At 36.0% G+C, this 16,316-nt stretch carries 19 protein-coding genes; 13 read left to right on the top strand and 6 right to left on the bottom strand.

What is annotated here, in order from left to right:
- Positions 1–10: 10 nt before the first annotated feature.
- The 6 genes from coxB (at position 11) to MKX96_RS13985 (ending at position 5,728) form a co-directional block, all read left to right on the top strand.
- Positions 11–1,096: a cytochrome c oxidase subunit II gene (gene coxB, locus MKX96_RS14010; protein WP_340884354.1), complete on the top strand. Its 1,086-nt coding sequence runs from the start codon at positions 11–13 to the stop codon at positions 1,094–1,096.
- A 33-nt stretch (positions 1,097–1,129) separates the two neighbouring features.
- The gene (locus tag MKX96_RS14005; protein ID WP_340884352.1) at positions 1,130–2,992 is read left to right on the top strand and encodes a cytochrome c oxidase subunit I; all 1,863 of its coding nucleotides are present in this window, start codon (positions 1,130–1,132) and stop codon (positions 2,990–2,992) included.
- A 1-nt stretch (position 2,993) separates the two neighbouring features.
- Positions 2,994–3,620 carry a cytochrome c oxidase subunit 3 gene (locus MKX96_RS14000; RefSeq protein ID WP_340884349.1) on the top strand — a complete coding sequence of 209 codons (627 nt, stop codon included), beginning with the start codon at positions 2,994–2,996 and terminating at the stop codon, positions 3,618–3,620.
- Positions 3,620–3,955, top strand: coding sequence for a cytochrome c oxidase subunit IVB (ctaF, locus tag MKX96_RS13995; protein ID WP_169358950.1), 336 nt, complete (start codon positions 3,620–3,622; stop codon positions 3,953–3,955). The genes MKX96_RS14000 and ctaF overlap by 1 nt, the downstream gene beginning before the upstream one ends.
- A gap of 375 nt (positions 3,956–4,330) precedes the next feature.
- Positions 4,331–5,242 (top strand): cytochrome c oxidase assembly factor CtaG, encoded by a 912-nt coding sequence (gene ctaG / locus MKX96_RS13990; RefSeq protein WP_340884346.1) that lies wholly within the window; start codon positions 4,331–4,333, stop codon positions 5,240–5,242.
- A 24-nt stretch (positions 5,243–5,266) separates the two neighbouring features.
- Entirely contained in the window at positions 5,267–5,728 is a 462-nt protein-coding gene (locus MKX96_RS13985) for a DUF420 domain-containing protein (protein WP_340884344.1), read from the top strand.
- A 157-nt stretch (positions 5,729–5,885) separates the two neighbouring features.
- On the opposite strand, the gene ytvI is transcribed toward MKX96_RS13985, so the two are convergent.
- Positions 5,886–6,950, bottom strand: a complete 1,065-nt coding sequence (gene ytvI, locus MKX96_RS13980; RefSeq protein ID WP_340884341.1) for a sporulation integral membrane protein YtvI — start codon at positions 6,948–6,950, stop codon at positions 5,886–5,888.
- A gap of 104 nt (positions 6,951–7,054) precedes the next feature.
- Entirely contained in the window at positions 7,055–7,420 is a 366-nt protein-coding gene (locus MKX96_RS13975; RefSeq protein WP_169358954.1) for a YugN family protein, read from the bottom strand.
- A 153-nt stretch (positions 7,421–7,573) separates the two neighbouring features.
- Between MKX96_RS13975 and MKX96_RS13970 the strand changes: the two genes are divergently transcribed.
- Positions 7,574–8,641, top strand: coding sequence for a CAP domain-containing protein (locus MKX96_RS13970; RefSeq protein WP_340884335.1), 1,068 nt, complete (start codon positions 7,574–7,576; stop codon positions 8,639–8,641).
- On the opposite strand, the gene MKX96_RS13965 is transcribed toward MKX96_RS13970, so the two are convergent.
- Positions 8,642–9,373, bottom strand: a complete 732-nt coding sequence (locus tag MKX96_RS13965; protein ID WP_340884332.1) for an amino acid kinase family protein — start codon at positions 9,371–9,373, stop codon at positions 8,642–8,644.
- Between the two features lie 108 nt (positions 9,374–9,481).
- Here MKX96_RS13965 and MKX96_RS13960 point away from each other — a divergent pair, with 108 nt between their 5' ends.
- On the top strand, positions 9,482–10,936 hold the full coding sequence (locus MKX96_RS13960; protein ID WP_340886049.1) for a UDP-N-acetylmuramoyl-L-alanyl-D-glutamate--2,6-diaminopimelate ligase: 1,455 nt from the start codon (positions 9,482–9,484) through the stop codon (positions 10,934–10,936).
- Here the strand turns inward: MKX96_RS13960 and MKX96_RS13955 are convergent.
- The gene (locus tag MKX96_RS13955) at positions 10,891–11,382 is read right to left on the bottom strand and encodes a PaaI family thioesterase (protein ID WP_169358957.1); all 492 of its coding nucleotides are present in this window, start codon (positions 11,380–11,382) and stop codon (positions 10,891–10,893) included. The two genes, MKX96_RS13960 and MKX96_RS13955, sit on opposite strands and share 46 nt — an antisense overlap.
- 84 nt (positions 11,383–11,466) lie before the next feature.
- Between MKX96_RS13955 and MKX96_RS13950 the strand changes: the two genes are divergently transcribed.
- Positions 11,467–11,916, top strand: a complete 450-nt coding sequence (locus MKX96_RS13950; RefSeq protein WP_340884328.1) for a YlbF family regulator — start codon at positions 11,467–11,469, stop codon at positions 11,914–11,916.
- 113 nt (positions 11,917–12,029) lie between these two features.
- Here the strand turns inward: MKX96_RS13950 and MKX96_RS13945 are convergent, their stop codons facing one another.
- Positions 12,030–12,932: a glycerophosphodiester phosphodiesterase gene (locus tag MKX96_RS13945; RefSeq protein ID WP_340884325.1), complete on the bottom strand. Its 903-nt coding sequence runs from the start codon at positions 12,930–12,932 to the stop codon at positions 12,030–12,032.
- A gap of 178 nt (positions 12,933–13,110) precedes the next feature.
- On the opposite strand from MKX96_RS13945, the gene MKX96_RS13940 reads away from it, so the two are divergent.
- The gene (locus MKX96_RS13940; protein ID WP_169358960.1) at positions 13,111–13,383 is read left to right on the top strand and encodes a YlbG family protein; all 273 of its coding nucleotides are present in this window, start codon (positions 13,111–13,113) and stop codon (positions 13,381–13,383) included.
- Between the two features lie 4 nt (positions 13,384–13,387).
- Here the strand turns inward: MKX96_RS13940 and MKX96_RS13935 are convergent, their stop codons facing one another.
- Positions 13,388–13,783, bottom strand: coding sequence for a DUF7147 family protein (locus MKX96_RS13935; protein ID WP_340884320.1), 396 nt, complete (start codon positions 13,781–13,783; stop codon positions 13,388–13,390).
- A gap of 43 nt (positions 13,784–13,826) precedes the next feature.
- On the opposite strand from MKX96_RS13935, the gene MKX96_RS13930 reads away from it, so the two are divergent.
- From MKX96_RS13930 to coaD, 3 genes are read left to right on the top strand one after another with little or no spacing between them, the layout of a single operon-like run.
- A complete protein-coding gene (locus MKX96_RS13930) occupies positions 13,827–15,242 on the top strand; it encodes a hypothetical protein (protein WP_340884318.1) in 1,416 nt (471 codons plus the stop codon).
- 16 nt (positions 15,243–15,258) lie between these two features.
- Entirely contained in the window at positions 15,259–15,834 is a 576-nt protein-coding gene (gene rsmD, locus MKX96_RS13925) for a 16S rRNA (guanine(966)-N(2))-methyltransferase RsmD (RefSeq protein ID WP_340884315.1), read from the top strand.
- A complete protein-coding gene (gene coaD, locus MKX96_RS13920; RefSeq protein ID WP_340884313.1) occupies positions 15,827–16,315 on the top strand; it encodes a pantetheine-phosphate adenylyltransferase in 489 nt (162 codons plus the stop codon). The genes rsmD and coaD overlap by 8 nt, the downstream gene beginning before the upstream one ends.
- The last annotated feature ends 1 nt before the right edge of the window (position 16,316 follow it).

The raw sequence follows: 16,316 nt of genomic DNA, 5'->3' as shown, positions 1-16,316 counted from the left end.
TGATTTAGCTATGATGAAAGGGCTTAAAAAATGGCGACTTTTTTCACTGTTAGCAGCTCTTACGATATTTCTGTCGGGTTGTGGCGAAGAATATTTATCAACGCTATCACCTGCGGGAGAAGTCGGAAGAGATCAATTTAATCTATTACTACTAGCTTCAGCTATTATGGCATTAGTTATTATAGTAGTAGTGATAATTTATGTAATTGCTCTAACGAGATATAGTCGCAAAAAGGTTGGAGAAGATGTGATTCCTAAACAGGTTGAAGGAAGTCACACACTTGAAATTATTTGGACAGTTATTCCAATTATACTTTTAGTTATTCTTGCAATTCCAACAGTTTATTACACTTATAAGCACGCAGATGTTGCTGCTATGGATCAAGTGGATGAAGAAGGAAACAAAACAAACCTAACAGTAAATGTAACTGCAAAGTTATACTGGTGGGAATTTGAGTATCCGGACTTAGGAATCGTAACTGCACAAGAATTAGTAGTTCCTACAGATGAGCAAGTATTCTTCAATTTGAAGGCTGCTGATGTTAAACACTCATTCTGGATTCCATCAATCGGTGGTAAATTAGATACAAACGTTGAAAACGTAAATAAATTCTACTTAGTTTTCGATAAAGAATCTGCCGGCTTAGAAGATGGCGTATTCTACGGTAAATGTGCCGAGTTATGTGGACCATCTCATGCATTAATGGACTTTAAAGTAAAATCAATGAATCGTGAAGATTTCAATGAGTGGGCAGAAGCAATGAAAACCACTGTACATACTGCAGAAGGGGATCTTGCTAAACAAGGGGAGGAACTATTCCAATCCGCAAGCTGTATCGGATGTCACGCAACTGGCGGTGAAGGTATGTCTGGTCAAATGGGTCCAAGCTTAGCTACTTTTGGAGATCGTAACCGTGTTGCAGGCTTCATGGATCACACGAAAGAAAACGTGAAAAATTGGATCAAGGATCCTCAAGAGTACAAACCAGGCAATATAATGCCACAACCAGAACAATTAAATGGCGGTGAACCATTTACAGACGAGCAGTTAGATGCTCTTGCAGAATACTTAATGGGACTATCTATTGAAAAATAATTCCATAGATAAAAATGAGGGAGGTAAAAAGTTGTGAGTTCTATAGCTAAGAAAAAAGGCTTTGGCGCAACTTTATGGGACTATTTAACAACAGTAGACCATAAAAAGATTGCTGTCCTGTATCTCGCTGCCGGTGGTTTGTTTTTCGTAATCGGTGGTATAGAGGCAATGCTTATCCGTATTCAATTGGCTAAACCGGATAATGACTTTGTAAGTGCAGGTCTTTTCAATGAAATTATAACAATGCATGGTACGACGATGATTTTCCTTGCAGCCATGCCGATATTATTTGGTTATATGAATGCCGTTGTGCCACTTCAAATTGGTGCGCGTGACGTAGCATTCCCATTCTTAAACGCACTTGGTTTTTGGTTATTCTTATTTGGTGGTATCTTCCTAAACCTTTCTTGGTTCATGGGAGGAGCTCCTGATGCTGGTTGGACTTCTTATGCATCGCTGTCCTTAGCATCCCCTGGTCATGGTATTGACTTCTATGCACTCGGACTTCAAATATCCGGTGCTGGTACGTATATTGCTGGGATTAACTTCCTTGTAACGATTATTAATATGCGTGCACCTGGTATGACGTATATGCGTATGCCATTGTTCACTTGGACTACATTTGTAGCAAGTGCCTTAATTTTATTTGCATTCCCACCACTTACAATCGGTCTTTTCTTCCTAATCATTGACCGTATGTTTGGAGGGCAATTCTTCAATCATGAAATGGGAGGAAATACAATTATCTGGGAGCATTTATTCTGGATATTTGGACATCCTGAGGTATATATTCTGATTTTACCTGCTTTCGGTATTTTCTCAGAAATCTTCTCATTATTTGCTCGTAAACGTCTATTTGGATATTCATCCATGGTATTTGCGACAGTATTGATCGGATTCTTAGGATTCATGGTTTGGGCCCATCACATGTTTACAGTTGGATTAGGGCCAACAGCTAACGCAATTTTTGCAGTTGCAACAATGGCAATTGCTGTACCAACTGGTATGAAAATATTTAACTGGCTGCTTACAATTTGGGGAGGAAGTATTAAAGTTACAGTTCCGATGCTTTACGCATTAGGATTCATCCCTTCATTCGTAGCAGGTGGTGTAACTGGTGTCATGCAAGCTGCGGCTCCACTTGACTACCAAGTACATGATTCTTACTTTATCGTTGCCCATTTCCATTATGTAATCGTTGGTGGGGTAGTACTTGCTATCTTAGCTGCATTACATTTATATTGGCCTTTAATGTTCAACCAAATGTTAAGTGAAAAATTAGGTAAATGGACTTTCTGGTTCTTCTTTATTGGTTTCCATCTAACATTCTTTGTTCAGCATTTCTTAGGATTAATGGGTATGCCACGTCGTGTATTCACTTTTGGAGCAGATCAAGGTTGGGACTTATTCAACGCGATCAGTTCCGGTGGTGCCGTATTTATGGCAATCGGTGTAATTATCCTAGTAGTTAATATTGTTATAACAATTGTTAAAAATGAAAAAGTTGGAAATGACCCTTGGGAAGATGGACGTACATTGGAGTGGGCTATTCCACAACCAATTCCATTCTACAACTTTAAGCAAACTCCACTTGTTCGTGGTTTAGATACTTTCTGGATTGAAAAACAAGAAGGAAATAAAGAAGGTATGACATATGCAGAGCCAATTTCGGATATCCATATGCCTAACAATTCTTTCATTCCTTTCGTAATGACATTAGGTTTATTTATCGCAGCGTTCGGTGCACTTTACAATGGCGAAAAAGATTGGGCTGTTCCAGTATTAGTACTAGGACTTGCAATTACAGTTGCTTCTATGGCTGTTCGTTCATTGAAAGACGACCATGGATATCACATTCATAAAGAAGATTTAATGAATGACAAAGGGGGTAAATAAGATGGACGTGAATAAAAAGTACACCCCACAAACTTGGCCAGATCATCCAGAACAAGCAACAATGGAAGGTAAGAATAAATTCTTAGGTTTCTGGTTGTTCTTAGCCGGTGAAACTGTACTATTTTCTAGTTTGTTTGCTACTTATTTAGCCCTTAAAAATAAAGGGCCAGAGGGTATGGAATTCAGTACAAATACGTTATTTGAATTACCTCTAGTTTTTATCATGACAATGATTCTGTTAACTTCATCTTTAACAAGTGTTTATGCTATGTACCATATGAAAAACCATAATTTCCGCGGTACACAAACTTGGATGGCTATTACTGTATTTTTAGGTCTAGTTTTCCTAGGATTAGAAATTTATGAGTTCAATCACTATGTACATTTAGGATTCCATTATGGACAAAGTGCTTTCTCAACTGCATTCTTTACGTTAGTTGGTACTCACGGTCTTCACGTAGTTATTGGATTAGGATGGATCATCTTATTACTTCTACGTAATGCTAAACGTGGATTCAACTTATACAATGCACCAAAATATTATACTGCATCTTTATACTGGCACTTTATAGACGTTGTGTGGGTATTCATCTTTACAGTAGTATACTTGATGGGAGTGGTGAACTAATGTCTTCACATGACAATCATGTTTACGTTAGATCTCAAACTGAATTTGAATATTTGAAGCGAAAAAGAAGAGAGAATATGCGTACACAAGTAACGACATTCTCTATCATGATTTTCTTGACGTTAATTTCATTTACAGCAGTAGTAGCAGATTTCTCAAAATACTACATTATCCCAATCATTTTATTGTTAGCGGCAGTTCAAGTAGTGTTACAACTTTACTACTTCATGCATATGAGTGAAAAAAATCATAACATTCCTGCTTATTTCATCTATTTTGCAGCAATGGTTGGTTTTACATTCCTACTTACTTTCATAACAATCGTTTGGTGGTAATACTAAAAAGAGCTAAGATTTTTCTTAGCTCTTTTTTTTTTAGATAAAATAATTTCATGATTCCTGTTTTAATGTATAAATCCGAACTCAACTCAACTTCTGGGATACCTTTCACATGTGCACGTTATGATATATTATCTGCACCAATGGAGGCAACGCCTGCCTCTGAATCATTATTAGAACTGATCGTGCGATTAACCGGCAGAGAGGGATTCATGAAATTGGAATTCATTATAATCGCCTTTTTATCCAGATCAATGTGTGACAGTCTGTCACAAATTTTATAATAGTAATAATTGTCATAGTTCGTTCATTTGATGTTAATTGAACTGCCCTATATAATAGGGGTAGCAACTTAAAAAGGAGCGTATAGGTATGTCTATTAGCATATTCGGCTTCCAAGCTTTATGGAGTCCTATTCTTTTAGGATTATTAGTTTGTATAGCTATTTTATATTTCTTGATTACTGTCAAATGGAGAAATGACTTTAAAGTTTCCGAGCCACTAAAAAGAAAAGAAGCAATATATTTTATTTCTGGTTTAGTTCTTTTATATATTGTAAAAGGCTCTCCAATGGATTTGATGGCACATATCATGTTTACATTCCATATGGTTCAGATGGCACTTCTGTTATTACTAGTACCACCTTTACTTATGAAAGGAATTCCATGGTGGGTATGGAAAGTGGTCATTGAGTTACCAGTACTAAGAAAGGTTATTCCTTTCTTTACTAAGCCGCTGTTGTCACTAGTATTGTTTACTATGACATTCTCGTTATATCATATTCCTTTGGTGTTTGATGCTATTAAGATGAACGAGGTTCTTCATGGTACTTATACTTTAGTGCTATTCTTAACAGCAGTGTTTATGTGGTGGTCTATAGTTGATGTTATGGAGTCAGAAAAGAGACTTCATGGACTAAAGAAAATTGGTTTTATCGTTGCAAGTGCTATCTTGATCACCCCGGCCTGTGCATTGATTATTTTCTCAAATAACCCAATGTATGACACGTATACAGATTCAGACGTTTGGTTAAAGAACATGGAGCTATGTGTACCTACAGATACGTTAGCTGGTCTAAACTTATCTGGTCCTGAATTATTCTCTAACTTAGATCCACTAGAGGATCAACAGCTTGGTGGAATAGTAATGAAAATTATTCAAGAGATTATATACGCTGCATTCTTATTCTCCATATTCTTTGCATGGTATAAAAATGAGCAGGATAATGCAGATCAAATAACTCAAAAAGCATTAGACGACTTAAAGGTACAAGCTAAACTATAATTTTTATATACGAGGAGAATGAGAATGAGTGTTCCAGTATTACCTACAATCAGCACATTTTTTATTGTTTTAAGTGCTGTGCTTGTTGCGGTTGGTTGGATTTTAGTTAAGCAGAGAAAAATAGAAGCTCATAAAAAAACAATGTTTGCAGCCGCAATCTCAGCGCTTACGTTTTTCATAATTTATGTGTCTCGAACATTATTTATAGGAAATACAGCCTTTGGTGGGCCGGATGATATTAAAATTTACTATACGGTATTTTTAATATTCCATATTATTTTAGCCACTACTGGGGCAGTATTTGGATTAGTTACAATTTATTTAGGATATAAGAACAATATAAAGAAACACCGTAAGCTTGGACCTATTACTAGTGTTATATGGTTCTTTGTCGCAATCACAGGATTGGCTGTATATTCATTGCTTTATATATTCTATAAAGGCGGGGACACAACCTCCGTGTTCAAAGCAATTCTCGGTGGATAATAACTTATGTTCCCTATAGTAGACTCATTTCTAAGCTATGGAAATTCAATAAGAAGTAGAATGAAGAGGCTTAGGGTAAAATTAGTCTCTGCAACATTAAAAAGGTGAAATTGCGACATGCAATTTCACCTTTTTATGTTGTATATTTGTAATCAAATTATATTTTAAAATTTAATCGAATCATGCCCGCTTCTCTGGCGGTTATAAATAATATGACTACCAGTGGACCGATTAGGAATCCAAGGAAGCCAAACAATTTAGCACCTATAAACATGGCGATAAGAATCGCTAAAGGTGATATACCCATGTGACTACCCATTAACTTTGGCTCCACAGCTCTTCTAATTATAAGTAAAATTATAGCAAGAACCGTTAGCTTTGTGGCGAATACAGTATCACCCACAAGGAACAAATATCCTGCCCACGGAGCTAATACAGCAATCGATCCTAAAATAGGAATTACATCTATTATCCAAATAACTAGAGACATTATGATGGCTATTTTAAATGGAACTATAAATAACAGACCAATTAGAGAAACCCCTAAAATGATGAAGCTAGCCAGAATTTGAGCCTTCATAAAGCCAATTGTTACTTTCTTAACGCTAGAAGTCATGACTCGAACCTTTTCAGCAGTCCCTTCCTTCAAAAAGAAAAAGAACTTTTGGCTTAGGTTTTCTAAGTCTAACATAAACAGAAATAGAGCAATTATAAATACAACGAAGTTTACGAGAAAGGTAGGAATATTGGTGAGTATGGCCGAAATATTTGAGTAGCTTAAAAGATCTAGAAGCGCATCCTTCATACTTGTTAAGGTAGCATTAAACTTATCTTGTATGGACTGTACTACTTCAAGAGGTAGTCCTTCGGTATACTGAAAGACGTTATTCTGAATATTTATCCATATCCCAGTCAAACTATTAAGATGGTAAGGGATTACTTTTGAAGTATATAGAAGTTGGCTTATAAGCTTAGTTACAATGAAATATAAGAGGGCCGAAATGATGGTTAGAAAAAAAATGAAGTTGGTAATAACTGCAGGTTTTCGTTTCCATTTAAATACCCTTTGAGTAAACTTTACAACTGGTTCAATAATTATCGCAGTAAGTAACGCTAAAATAATCGGAACTGACACTGGTAGGATAAAAATAGAAATTAACAGAATAAAAATAAATAGGATTATATACTTAATGTATTCTTTTTTAAACGCTTTGAAAACCATTCTATTTTGCTCCTTTATACATCGTTCCTTTAAGTATATACAAGGAATACCAGTTTTAACAGATAAAAAAACGTTAGAGAAATTTTTCTCTAACGTTTCATTAGTTAACCTTGGATAGCAAATTCATCTAATTCAGCTTTTAAAGCTGTTAGAGTAGTTACACAAGATTTAACTAAATGGTTCGGGAATACTTCACCTTCACCGTATTCTACACCATGCGGATAATAGTGTTTTCCTAAAACCGGTTTTAAAAGTGTAATGTTAGCTTCGTGTGCACCAACATCTCCTTCTTTTGTAAAACCGAATATACGAAGGTAGAAGATACCCTCTTTAATTTCGAATTTCTTATCGTAAGTCACACGTTCATAATCCCATTGTCCAGCGCGAATTAAACCATGTTTTTTCATTATGTCGTCTAATACATTTAAGTCTAAGACTTTGTCTTCTATACCTGTATTTTCAAAATACATCGAATTGTCCTCCTTCACATTGAAGTTATACTAAGAATCTGTTCTTATTAATATTAATTCAAATTCAAAAATGTTGCAATGACAACATTGTGTATTTGTACATATCCTTGATATACTAATGAAAATGAAGGAACTTCGAAGGAGCCAAAAAAGTTGAAAACTTTATTTCATATTTTAGTTGGCATGGCTATTATATTATTAATATTCATATATTTTGATTCACCAGTTCGAGAGAACGATCTAATAACAGGTTCTAATAATAACGGCCAGCTAATTCCAGTTGAAAGAGAAGAAGTTGTCGAAACCGTTAGTATATTCACAAGGCCGAAGGAGGGAATCTCCACTTTAATAGGAAAGTCAGTAAAGGAAGTGAGGACCCTTTATGGAAATCCAGCTAGAATTGACCCTTCCATTTATGGATATGAATGGTGGGTATATAATAAGTCTTTCTCCGACTATATGTTAATAGGAGTTAAAGAAGACAAAGTAACACAAGCATTTGCAATAGGAAATCATGTTGATACTTCCCCTTACAAAATTGGTCAGTCTCTTGAAGACATCTACCGGTTTACACTAGTACAATCCGAAGTAACGATGAATATTGGCGACAACACATATATATTTTCCTTAAACGAAAATGATATTAAAACTAGACTGCTGGTTCAATTTGATGATTTGTTCGCGATGCTCTATATTGATCAAAAGGATCAACAACTAGAGGCTGTAAGATTTAGTGACTCACAAACTCTCCTCCTGCATAAACCGTATGATATTTTATATAGTGGGGAAGTCATTGAATCTAAAACACCATCTTCTAATCTTCAAGTAAGGGCGGATAGAGCTACTGCTATCCAAGTTGTGGAGATAACAAATATTTTAAGGCTTCGACATGGGTTACGTGTTTTAGAATCAGACGTTAACCTCCAGAACTTGGCTGATATGCACAGTGAAGAGATGGCAAAGAATAATATTGTTACAAACGATAACTTTGAGATACCAAGGTTTAAAGATAAGCTTAAAGAAACCTCACTTGATTTTAATCGCGCTGGTGGTAATACTGCTGCTTTTTACTTTGATGCTGGAGAAGCTGTGAATGGTTGGTTGAATTCCCCAGACCATCGACAAACTTTATTAGGTAGGTCATATACTCATACCGGTGTAGGAGTCTACAGTAATTACTATACACAAAACTTTATAGAGAAAAAAGATAATCTAGAATAATTATAGATGAACAAAAGTACCATTCGTTTCTTCGTACAAAGAGCGAATATGAAGGGGTACACCATGAAGGGCAGCAAAATTTGCTGCTCTTTTTTGTATGACTTCTACAGGTTCATTTATTTTAAGCTGGAGCTCATCATACGTCATATGGGATATTAACTCCACTTCGCTATTAGTAGAAGGATCTGCTGACATAACTCCCGGCACATTCTTGTAAAATTCTACAACATCTGCTTTTAAATAATAGCCGTATATGACAGCAGTTAAATCACTTCCACCTCTTCCAAGGGTAGTAAAATTGTTACTACCTTCGGTGACCCCTTGAAACCCAGGAACTACGATACATGGACAGTCCTCAAATGTTTTTAAAATTTGTGAGGTATCTACATTATCTATATTAGCATTACCAAATTCTTCGTTAGTAATAATCCCAGCATTTTTACCATACAAAATTGTTGAACGAACACCATTTTGTTTCAATTCTGCTACTAATACAGATGCACTAATGAGCTCTCCACAAGCAGAAAGTAAATCAGTCTCTACACTGTGTGGCGAGCTTGGTATAAGGTCAAGCAATGTATCGGTAGAGTAATGCTGACCTCTTCTTCCCATGGCGGATACAACAACTAACACTTTCTTATGGGCAGTGATTGCTTTTTGGATTCTTTCGATGACTAATTGTCTATTCGAAGTATCCTGCATCGCAATTCCTCCATATTTTTGCACAATCATATTTTCAACCACTCTTTTCGTGACATTTCAAACACTCCGTTCATAAAATACAAGGAATTCATTTTACTGTATGCGATTTAACAAGAATGGTGTAGGGAGTGAGCTACTATTTATCCAATAAAAGAGCTATTAGAGGGTCTGGAATATAAGATATTTGGAGATTTAAATGGTATAAAGGTTCATCGTTTTATAGATCATTCCAAACAAATACAGCTAGGAGACGTATTTGTCTGGGAATCCAACAATCGTACCTTTGTAGAAGAAGCAATCCAAAGAGGGGCTAATCTAGTCATTACTCAGCATTATATTCCAGACTGTAGTGTTCCACAAATCGTTCTTCCATCTGATATGTTTTTACTAAAAGACAAGATTGCGTATTTAACCTATAAAAAATATGGACAAAAAATAAAGACAGTAGGCATTACAGGTACCAATGGTAAAACTACCGTTGCTTCTTTTATTGGGCAGCTATTGACTCAACAACAGAAGTCAGTATGTGTAATTGGTACTCTTGGGGTCTATGTGAATGGTGAAAAATTGGAAAGACAATTTAGAAACAATACCACTCTACCTTTTTATGATTTCATACAGGTAGTGAGGTATTGTTATGACCATGATGTGGAATACATCGTGTTAGAAGCCTCCTCTCAAGGCTTGTTGGATAATCGGTTAGGAAGTTATCCAATGGACGTGGCTGTATTTTTAAATATTGGAAAAGACCATCTAGAGTTTCATGGCGGGATGGTGCCATATAAAAAATCTAAGGAGCTACTCATTCCATTAGCGAGAAAGTTGGTAGTTAATAATAATGATGAATGGTGTCGTTCAGTTGCACAAAAAGCATATATACCAACAATACGATTCGGAAATCAGGAAGGTAATGATGTAATTTTTAGTAATGAAAAATATTTAAATGAAGAAGTTAAATATGAATATGAAGTGAATGGAAAAGAGACGTCTGTCCTCATGAGGAATAGTGGATATCATAATGGGATGAATTTAGCTGCTGCACTTGGTGCGATGTTAGGGCTAGGTCTCCCCTGTGATGTGATCTATCCAGTAAATTTACCGGCTGGAAGGCTACAAAGGGTACCGAATAATAAAGGGATTGAAGTATTGATAGACTACGCACATACACCTGATGCACTAGAAGCTTGTTTGTCTTCTATTACAGTTTATGCGAAGAAAAATATATTCGTTGTCTTTGGGTGTGGAGGAAATCGTGATAAGCAAAAGAGAAAATGGATGGGAGAGGTAGCTTCCAAATATGCTACTAAGGCAATTATCACTTCTGATAACCCACGAAATGAGGAACCAGAAGCAATTATCGCAGATATTATTCAAGGGATAGACCCTAGCAAGGTAATGGTGGAAGCTAATCGAAGAAATGCAATTCGCTTGGCATTAGCTACCGCTCAAGAAGGAGATGTCGTTTTAATAGCGGGAAAAGGGCATGAAAAAGAACAAATTATTAAAGAAGTTGTTTTACCCTTTTCTGATCTTGAAGTAGTTCAGTCTTATTTTGATGAAGGTGTAATAACAAAAAATGATCCGGTTGCATGAGCAATCTTTTTCCCATCCGGTTGAGTAACAGTACATTCCATTACTAGCGTTTGTCTTCCTTTATGTAAGTACGTAGATGTAGCAATCAGTTGCTTTTCGGATGAAGCTTTTATGTAGTTGATCGTCATATTAGTTGTAACGGCACCTTTTCCTTCTGGATGAAGGTCTTTGTTCACTAAAAATCCCATAGCATTATCGACTAGAGTTGCAATGACACCACCATGGGGCATATCAAAGCTGTTATGAATTAGTGGGGTAACAGGAAGTGTTACAATGCATTGGTTGTCCTCAAAACGAGTGTCCATTTGAAACGTCGCATTTAGGTATGTAGGTGCAAGTCCTTCTTGTTTCTTTTTTAATCCGGTAAGGAAGTCTGTCAGTAACCCTTTTTCCGTTTCTGAAGCCTCTTTTGTAACTTGTTCAAATAGAGTTTGTAAATTTTCCATAGAAATTCTCCTAACACTTAAGTTATTAGTTTAACAATTGTCTCCAGTTTTCTGTTATGATAGACAGGATTGGAGGTTTTATTTATGATTATGACTGATGAATGGGTGGATATTATGGATCACTCAGACCTATTATGTGCAATGATTTTATCCTCTGAACCATTTTACCTTTACTTAAATGCACATCGTGCTGTATATACAAAACCTGAACTCGTGCGGGAAATCAATAGCTTTACCCGACTGAAGGACCAATACGAAGAGGTTCAACGCTTTGGAAAATACCATCCAGATTACTCAAGAGTCATGAAAGACATTCGTGTAACTAAACGTAATCTTGATATGGTAGATGAAATAGCAGCTCTTAAGGTGGCTGAAAACGAGTTACAGGACCTGCTCGATGAGGTAAGCTTGATTATTGGTAAAACAGTCTCAGAAGGAGTCAAAGTACCTGTAAGTAATCCATTTTTCGCTTCTAGTGGTTCAAGCTGCGGTAGCGGCTGTGGAACCGGCGGATCATGCTCTTGCTCAGCTTAAGAAAAGCGCAAAATTAAAAGTCAGCTAAGCAGACAAATGGATAGCTGCACCATATAAATTAGGAAGGATGTGTACATAAATTGTGCACATCCTTTTTTTAGACTCATAAAATTCTAGTTCAACTTTAATACATCAATTGCTAGGTCAGGTCTATCCGTAATAATCCCTTTTGCTCCATTTTGAATAAGCTTTTTCATTACCTCTGGATCATTGATGGTCCAATAATGTACTGGGATATTTAAAGTAGATAAAAATTTTATAAATCCAGGACTGTCCAAAGAAACCATTTTGGCTCTTAACGGCAACTGAAAAATGTCCGCCTTCGGATGATATAAATGTCTAAATTGTGAAGTGTAAGCTGTGTATGCTTTTTTCACTTCTTTTTCACCGGCACCTAAAGCAACTCTGTTTTGAGCGTAGAGATTGAACCGATCAATTTGTTCATCAAAGAAGCTTGTTACCACTACCCGATCAAAGGCTTGTTTTTCTTCTATCAATCTCCATAGCTTAGATGGCATCAGACTACCTTCATAAGTAGCGGGGTTGTCCTTTATATCCATATTAATGAGCATTTGTGGATACGCATCGATTAACTCACCAAGTGTTACCACTCGTTCACCTTTGCCTCTATATGAAAAGCCATCTTTTATATCTTTAAAATGATACCCTATATCTGCATCTCTGAGCTCAGGCAACGTGTAGTCTGCAACCTTGCCTGTAAGGTCTGTTGTTCTTTCTAATGTTTCATCATGAAATACAATGATTTCTTCGTCTTTAGTTAATCTTAAATCAATTTCAAAGCCATGGACTCCTAATTTTGCAGCATTATCAAAAGCAGCCATAGAGCCTTCAGGAGCAAGGGCTAGTCCTCCTCGATGTGCAAGAATAATGGGATGTTCATACTTTAATGCTTCCTTTGAAGGGCGGCTATCCGGCTTTGATAAAGCTTTTGTACTAGCCCAAGCGGCACCTGCAGCAGCAGCAATTGCAAGAGCTACATTAGATTTTTTCCCCATATTTTAATCCCCCTTTTTGGACTTATTCAAATTGTAGAAAGATAATAGGATCTTAACCCACTTATGTTGACAATGATTTCTTTAATTATAGCCAATTGATATTTAGCTGTCAGCTAGTTGTTGTTGCTATCAAAATCCTCCATATGTTATTCTTGAAGGAAGAAATGAGGGGAAGCGTATGACAGAAAGACAAGGACTAATTGTCTATGTGCATCATTTAAAGCAGGCTAAATCTTTAAGAAAATACGGGCATGTCCATTATATTTCTAAAAAAATGAAATATGTCGTTTTATATTGTGATCAGGATCAGATAGAAGCGGCTAAACAAAAGATGAATAAACTTCCTTTTGTAAAAGAAATATTAGAGTCCTATCGTCCGTTTGTAAAAACAGAATTTGAAAATAGTAAACCAGATAAAGCTAAAGAGTATGATTATAAAATCGGTCTATAGCATTTTATTGGAATGGTGGTATATAATGGTTTAATCTTAGGATTCCAATGATATACTGATAAAATAAATGCGTATCTGCAAAAGTAGAGGAATGCTTAATAGATATTTGTATTGGTTCAACCTGTAACTCGTTTAAAGTTTCTTTAAATGTACTTAGTCTTTTGGATTCTGGCTGTGACTGGGGAATGCCCTCACGGCAAATATAAATTGGGAAAAATTTGGTATCATTTATGGGTTTTAGAGCAATTGCTATAGAAATATAGTCCTTCCCATTTTTTGGTGAAGAGAAGATAAATGCTCTGTAAATACGTTCTTTGTTTACACGTGCTAATTCACATAGCTCAAATGTATCTCCGTAACCTTCGCCAAGTTCTATAAAACGTTGGATCAATGAAAACACTTCCTTTCCAATTCATCTTACCACTATGTTGGAGGACAATTCCATGAAAATTATTGTAGGCTTTATATCTATGCTTTTAGTAGTAACAAATTGTGTTTTATTATTATTTCAATATGAGGTGTACTCCTCCAATATAGATGAAGAAGTACAGGATTTTTCATATGAGCAAGAAGTAGATGTCCAATTATTTGAAAATAGTATACAAGTAAATCATCACTTTTTTAACTTGCCAAAGGAGAAAGTCTCTATTTTATGGCCAATTGCTAGTGAAAATAGGAGCTGCTTAAACATTGCTGGAGACAGCTGTAAACGTTCTACAGAAGACTTGAGTAGCTTTCTTGAAGGTGAAAACTCCAGTCAAAGTGTATCCTATACTTTTCCTTTGCCAAATGGATTAAAAGAAGGAGTCGTTCTTTCTGATTTTCTCTTAAAGCTAGAAAATGGTGATGTAACCTATACAACATTACATATAACAGACTCTTTAAAAAGAGGTGGAATGTGGGTAAGTGGTCTACCTAAGATAGGTAACTCTTCTTTAGACTTAATTGACTACTCACTTTCTATTGGAGAAGGTACTGTACAAGAGTTATATTGGCAACAAGAAGCTTTACCGATTCAATACCAAAATGATCATTATTCTGTCTATTCCAAGGAGCCGGTAGCGGCTGGTCTACAAAAGCTTTTAGATGAATTACAATTACCTAACACTAGACATTCTTCTATTTTAGTTGAGGATAATACGAACAAAGTGAACGCATCCAATATTTTATTTTTGGGAAATGAGGACTTGCCTTCTATACAGAGAGATATAGCAGTTAAAAATATTCAGGATGGCTATAATTTACCGATTGAAAATCTTCTGCTAGCAGAAGTAGTAAGCAGCTTTCTAATGGAGTCTCCTGTGGGGGCTGAAAAGTCAATATGGATGTATGAGACCTTAACTAGTTATTTGACTAATAGTCAATTGTTAGAATGGAAGTCCTTGTTGGAAAATCAGAAGGAGTTAAGTGCGGAGAAGTTGGATAAGCTATTGTCATCTCTTTTGGACTCCAAAACTTCATTTTTCGAATGGAATGATCTGCAAAAGGACAAGTTCCCATTGTTGTTTGAAGATTCACGACCTGTATATATTAATGATGGCATACAAAAGGACATCGACGTCTTATTTAAGGATGGAAAGGTTTTGTATGCAGCAGAACCATTATTTGATGTGTTGGGCTATACGTATGACGACACAGATAAAGGTTTATACGTCCAAAATGAAACTAGGGCATTTAGATTTCCTATTCAAGAACCATTTTATGTTTATAATCAAAAAAGATATGATGCCATGTCCGAGCCCTTTGAAAAAATCGGTTCAAAATTTTATATAGAAGAGACGTGGATGATTCGTTTGTTTTTGTTGAACATAGATAAAGAGGACGGACGAATTCATTTACAAGAAGAAACGTCTAATTAATGCTGGGAGAAATAGTATGAGAGTTATTTCAGGAACTAGAAAAGGATTACCATTGAAGGCAGTACCAGGAACTAATACAAGACCTACTACAGATAAGGTGAAAGAGTCTATTTTTAATATGATTGGACCGTACTTTAATGGAGGAACGGCTGTGGACTTATTTGCAGGTAGCGGTGGACTAGGTATTGAGTCTTTAAGTAGAGGTATAGAAACCTGTATTTTTATTGAAAAAGATTATAAAGCGATTCAAACCATTAACGAAAATTTAAAAAAATGTCGCTTAGAAGATACAAGCGAGATATACAAAATAGATGCATCTCGTGCAGTAAAGGCATTTGAAAAAAGAGAGCTGAGTATAGAGCTATTATTCGTTGACCCTCCCTATAGTAAAACTCCTTTTTATAATCTGGTTGGGGATATAGTAGAAAAGGGTCTAATGTCTGAAACAGGAACAATCGTCTGTGAGCATGAAAAGATGGTGGATTTACCGGATGCTTATGGAGAGTTTCAGCTTTCACGCAGAGAAAATTATGGTGGGACGGTTATTTCCATTTATCGTTACCAAGAAGAAGAGGGGAATTCACATGAGTAAAATGGCAGTTGTTCCAGGAAGTTTCGATCCAATCACTTATGGACATCTTGATATTATTACTCGAGGATCTTCTATTTTTTCAGAGGTTTATGTAGTTGTTTTAAATAACTCCTCTAAAAATCCTCTATTCTCTGTAGAAGAACGAGTAAAGCTTATTCAGGAAGTAACCGCCCACTTGCCCAATGTAAAGGTAGAAACCTTCTCAGGTTTACTTATGGACTATGCTCAAAATGTAGGAGCAAGTGCAATCATTAGAGGTCTTAGAGCAGTCTCAGACTTTGAATATGAGATGCAAATTACCTCTATGAATCGGGTTTTGAATGATGAAATCGAAACATTTTTTATCATGACCAAAAATCAATATTCATTTTTAAGCTCTAGTATAGTAAAAGAAGTTGCTAAGTACGGAGGCAACATTGGAGAGCTAGTTCCACCCCAAGTGGAAACAGCACTTAAAGAAAAATATAAGCATCAACAATAAC

Origin of the sequence: Psychrobacillus sp. FSL W7-1493 (genome assembly GCF_038004905.1) — a bacterium.
In the GTDB taxonomy this organism is placed as follows: domain Bacteria; phylum Bacillota; class Bacilli; order Bacillales_A; family Planococcaceae; genus Psychrobacillus.
The sequence above is the reverse complement of the archived record's forward strand: the minus strand, read 5'-3'. Positions and strand labels throughout refer to the sequence as shown.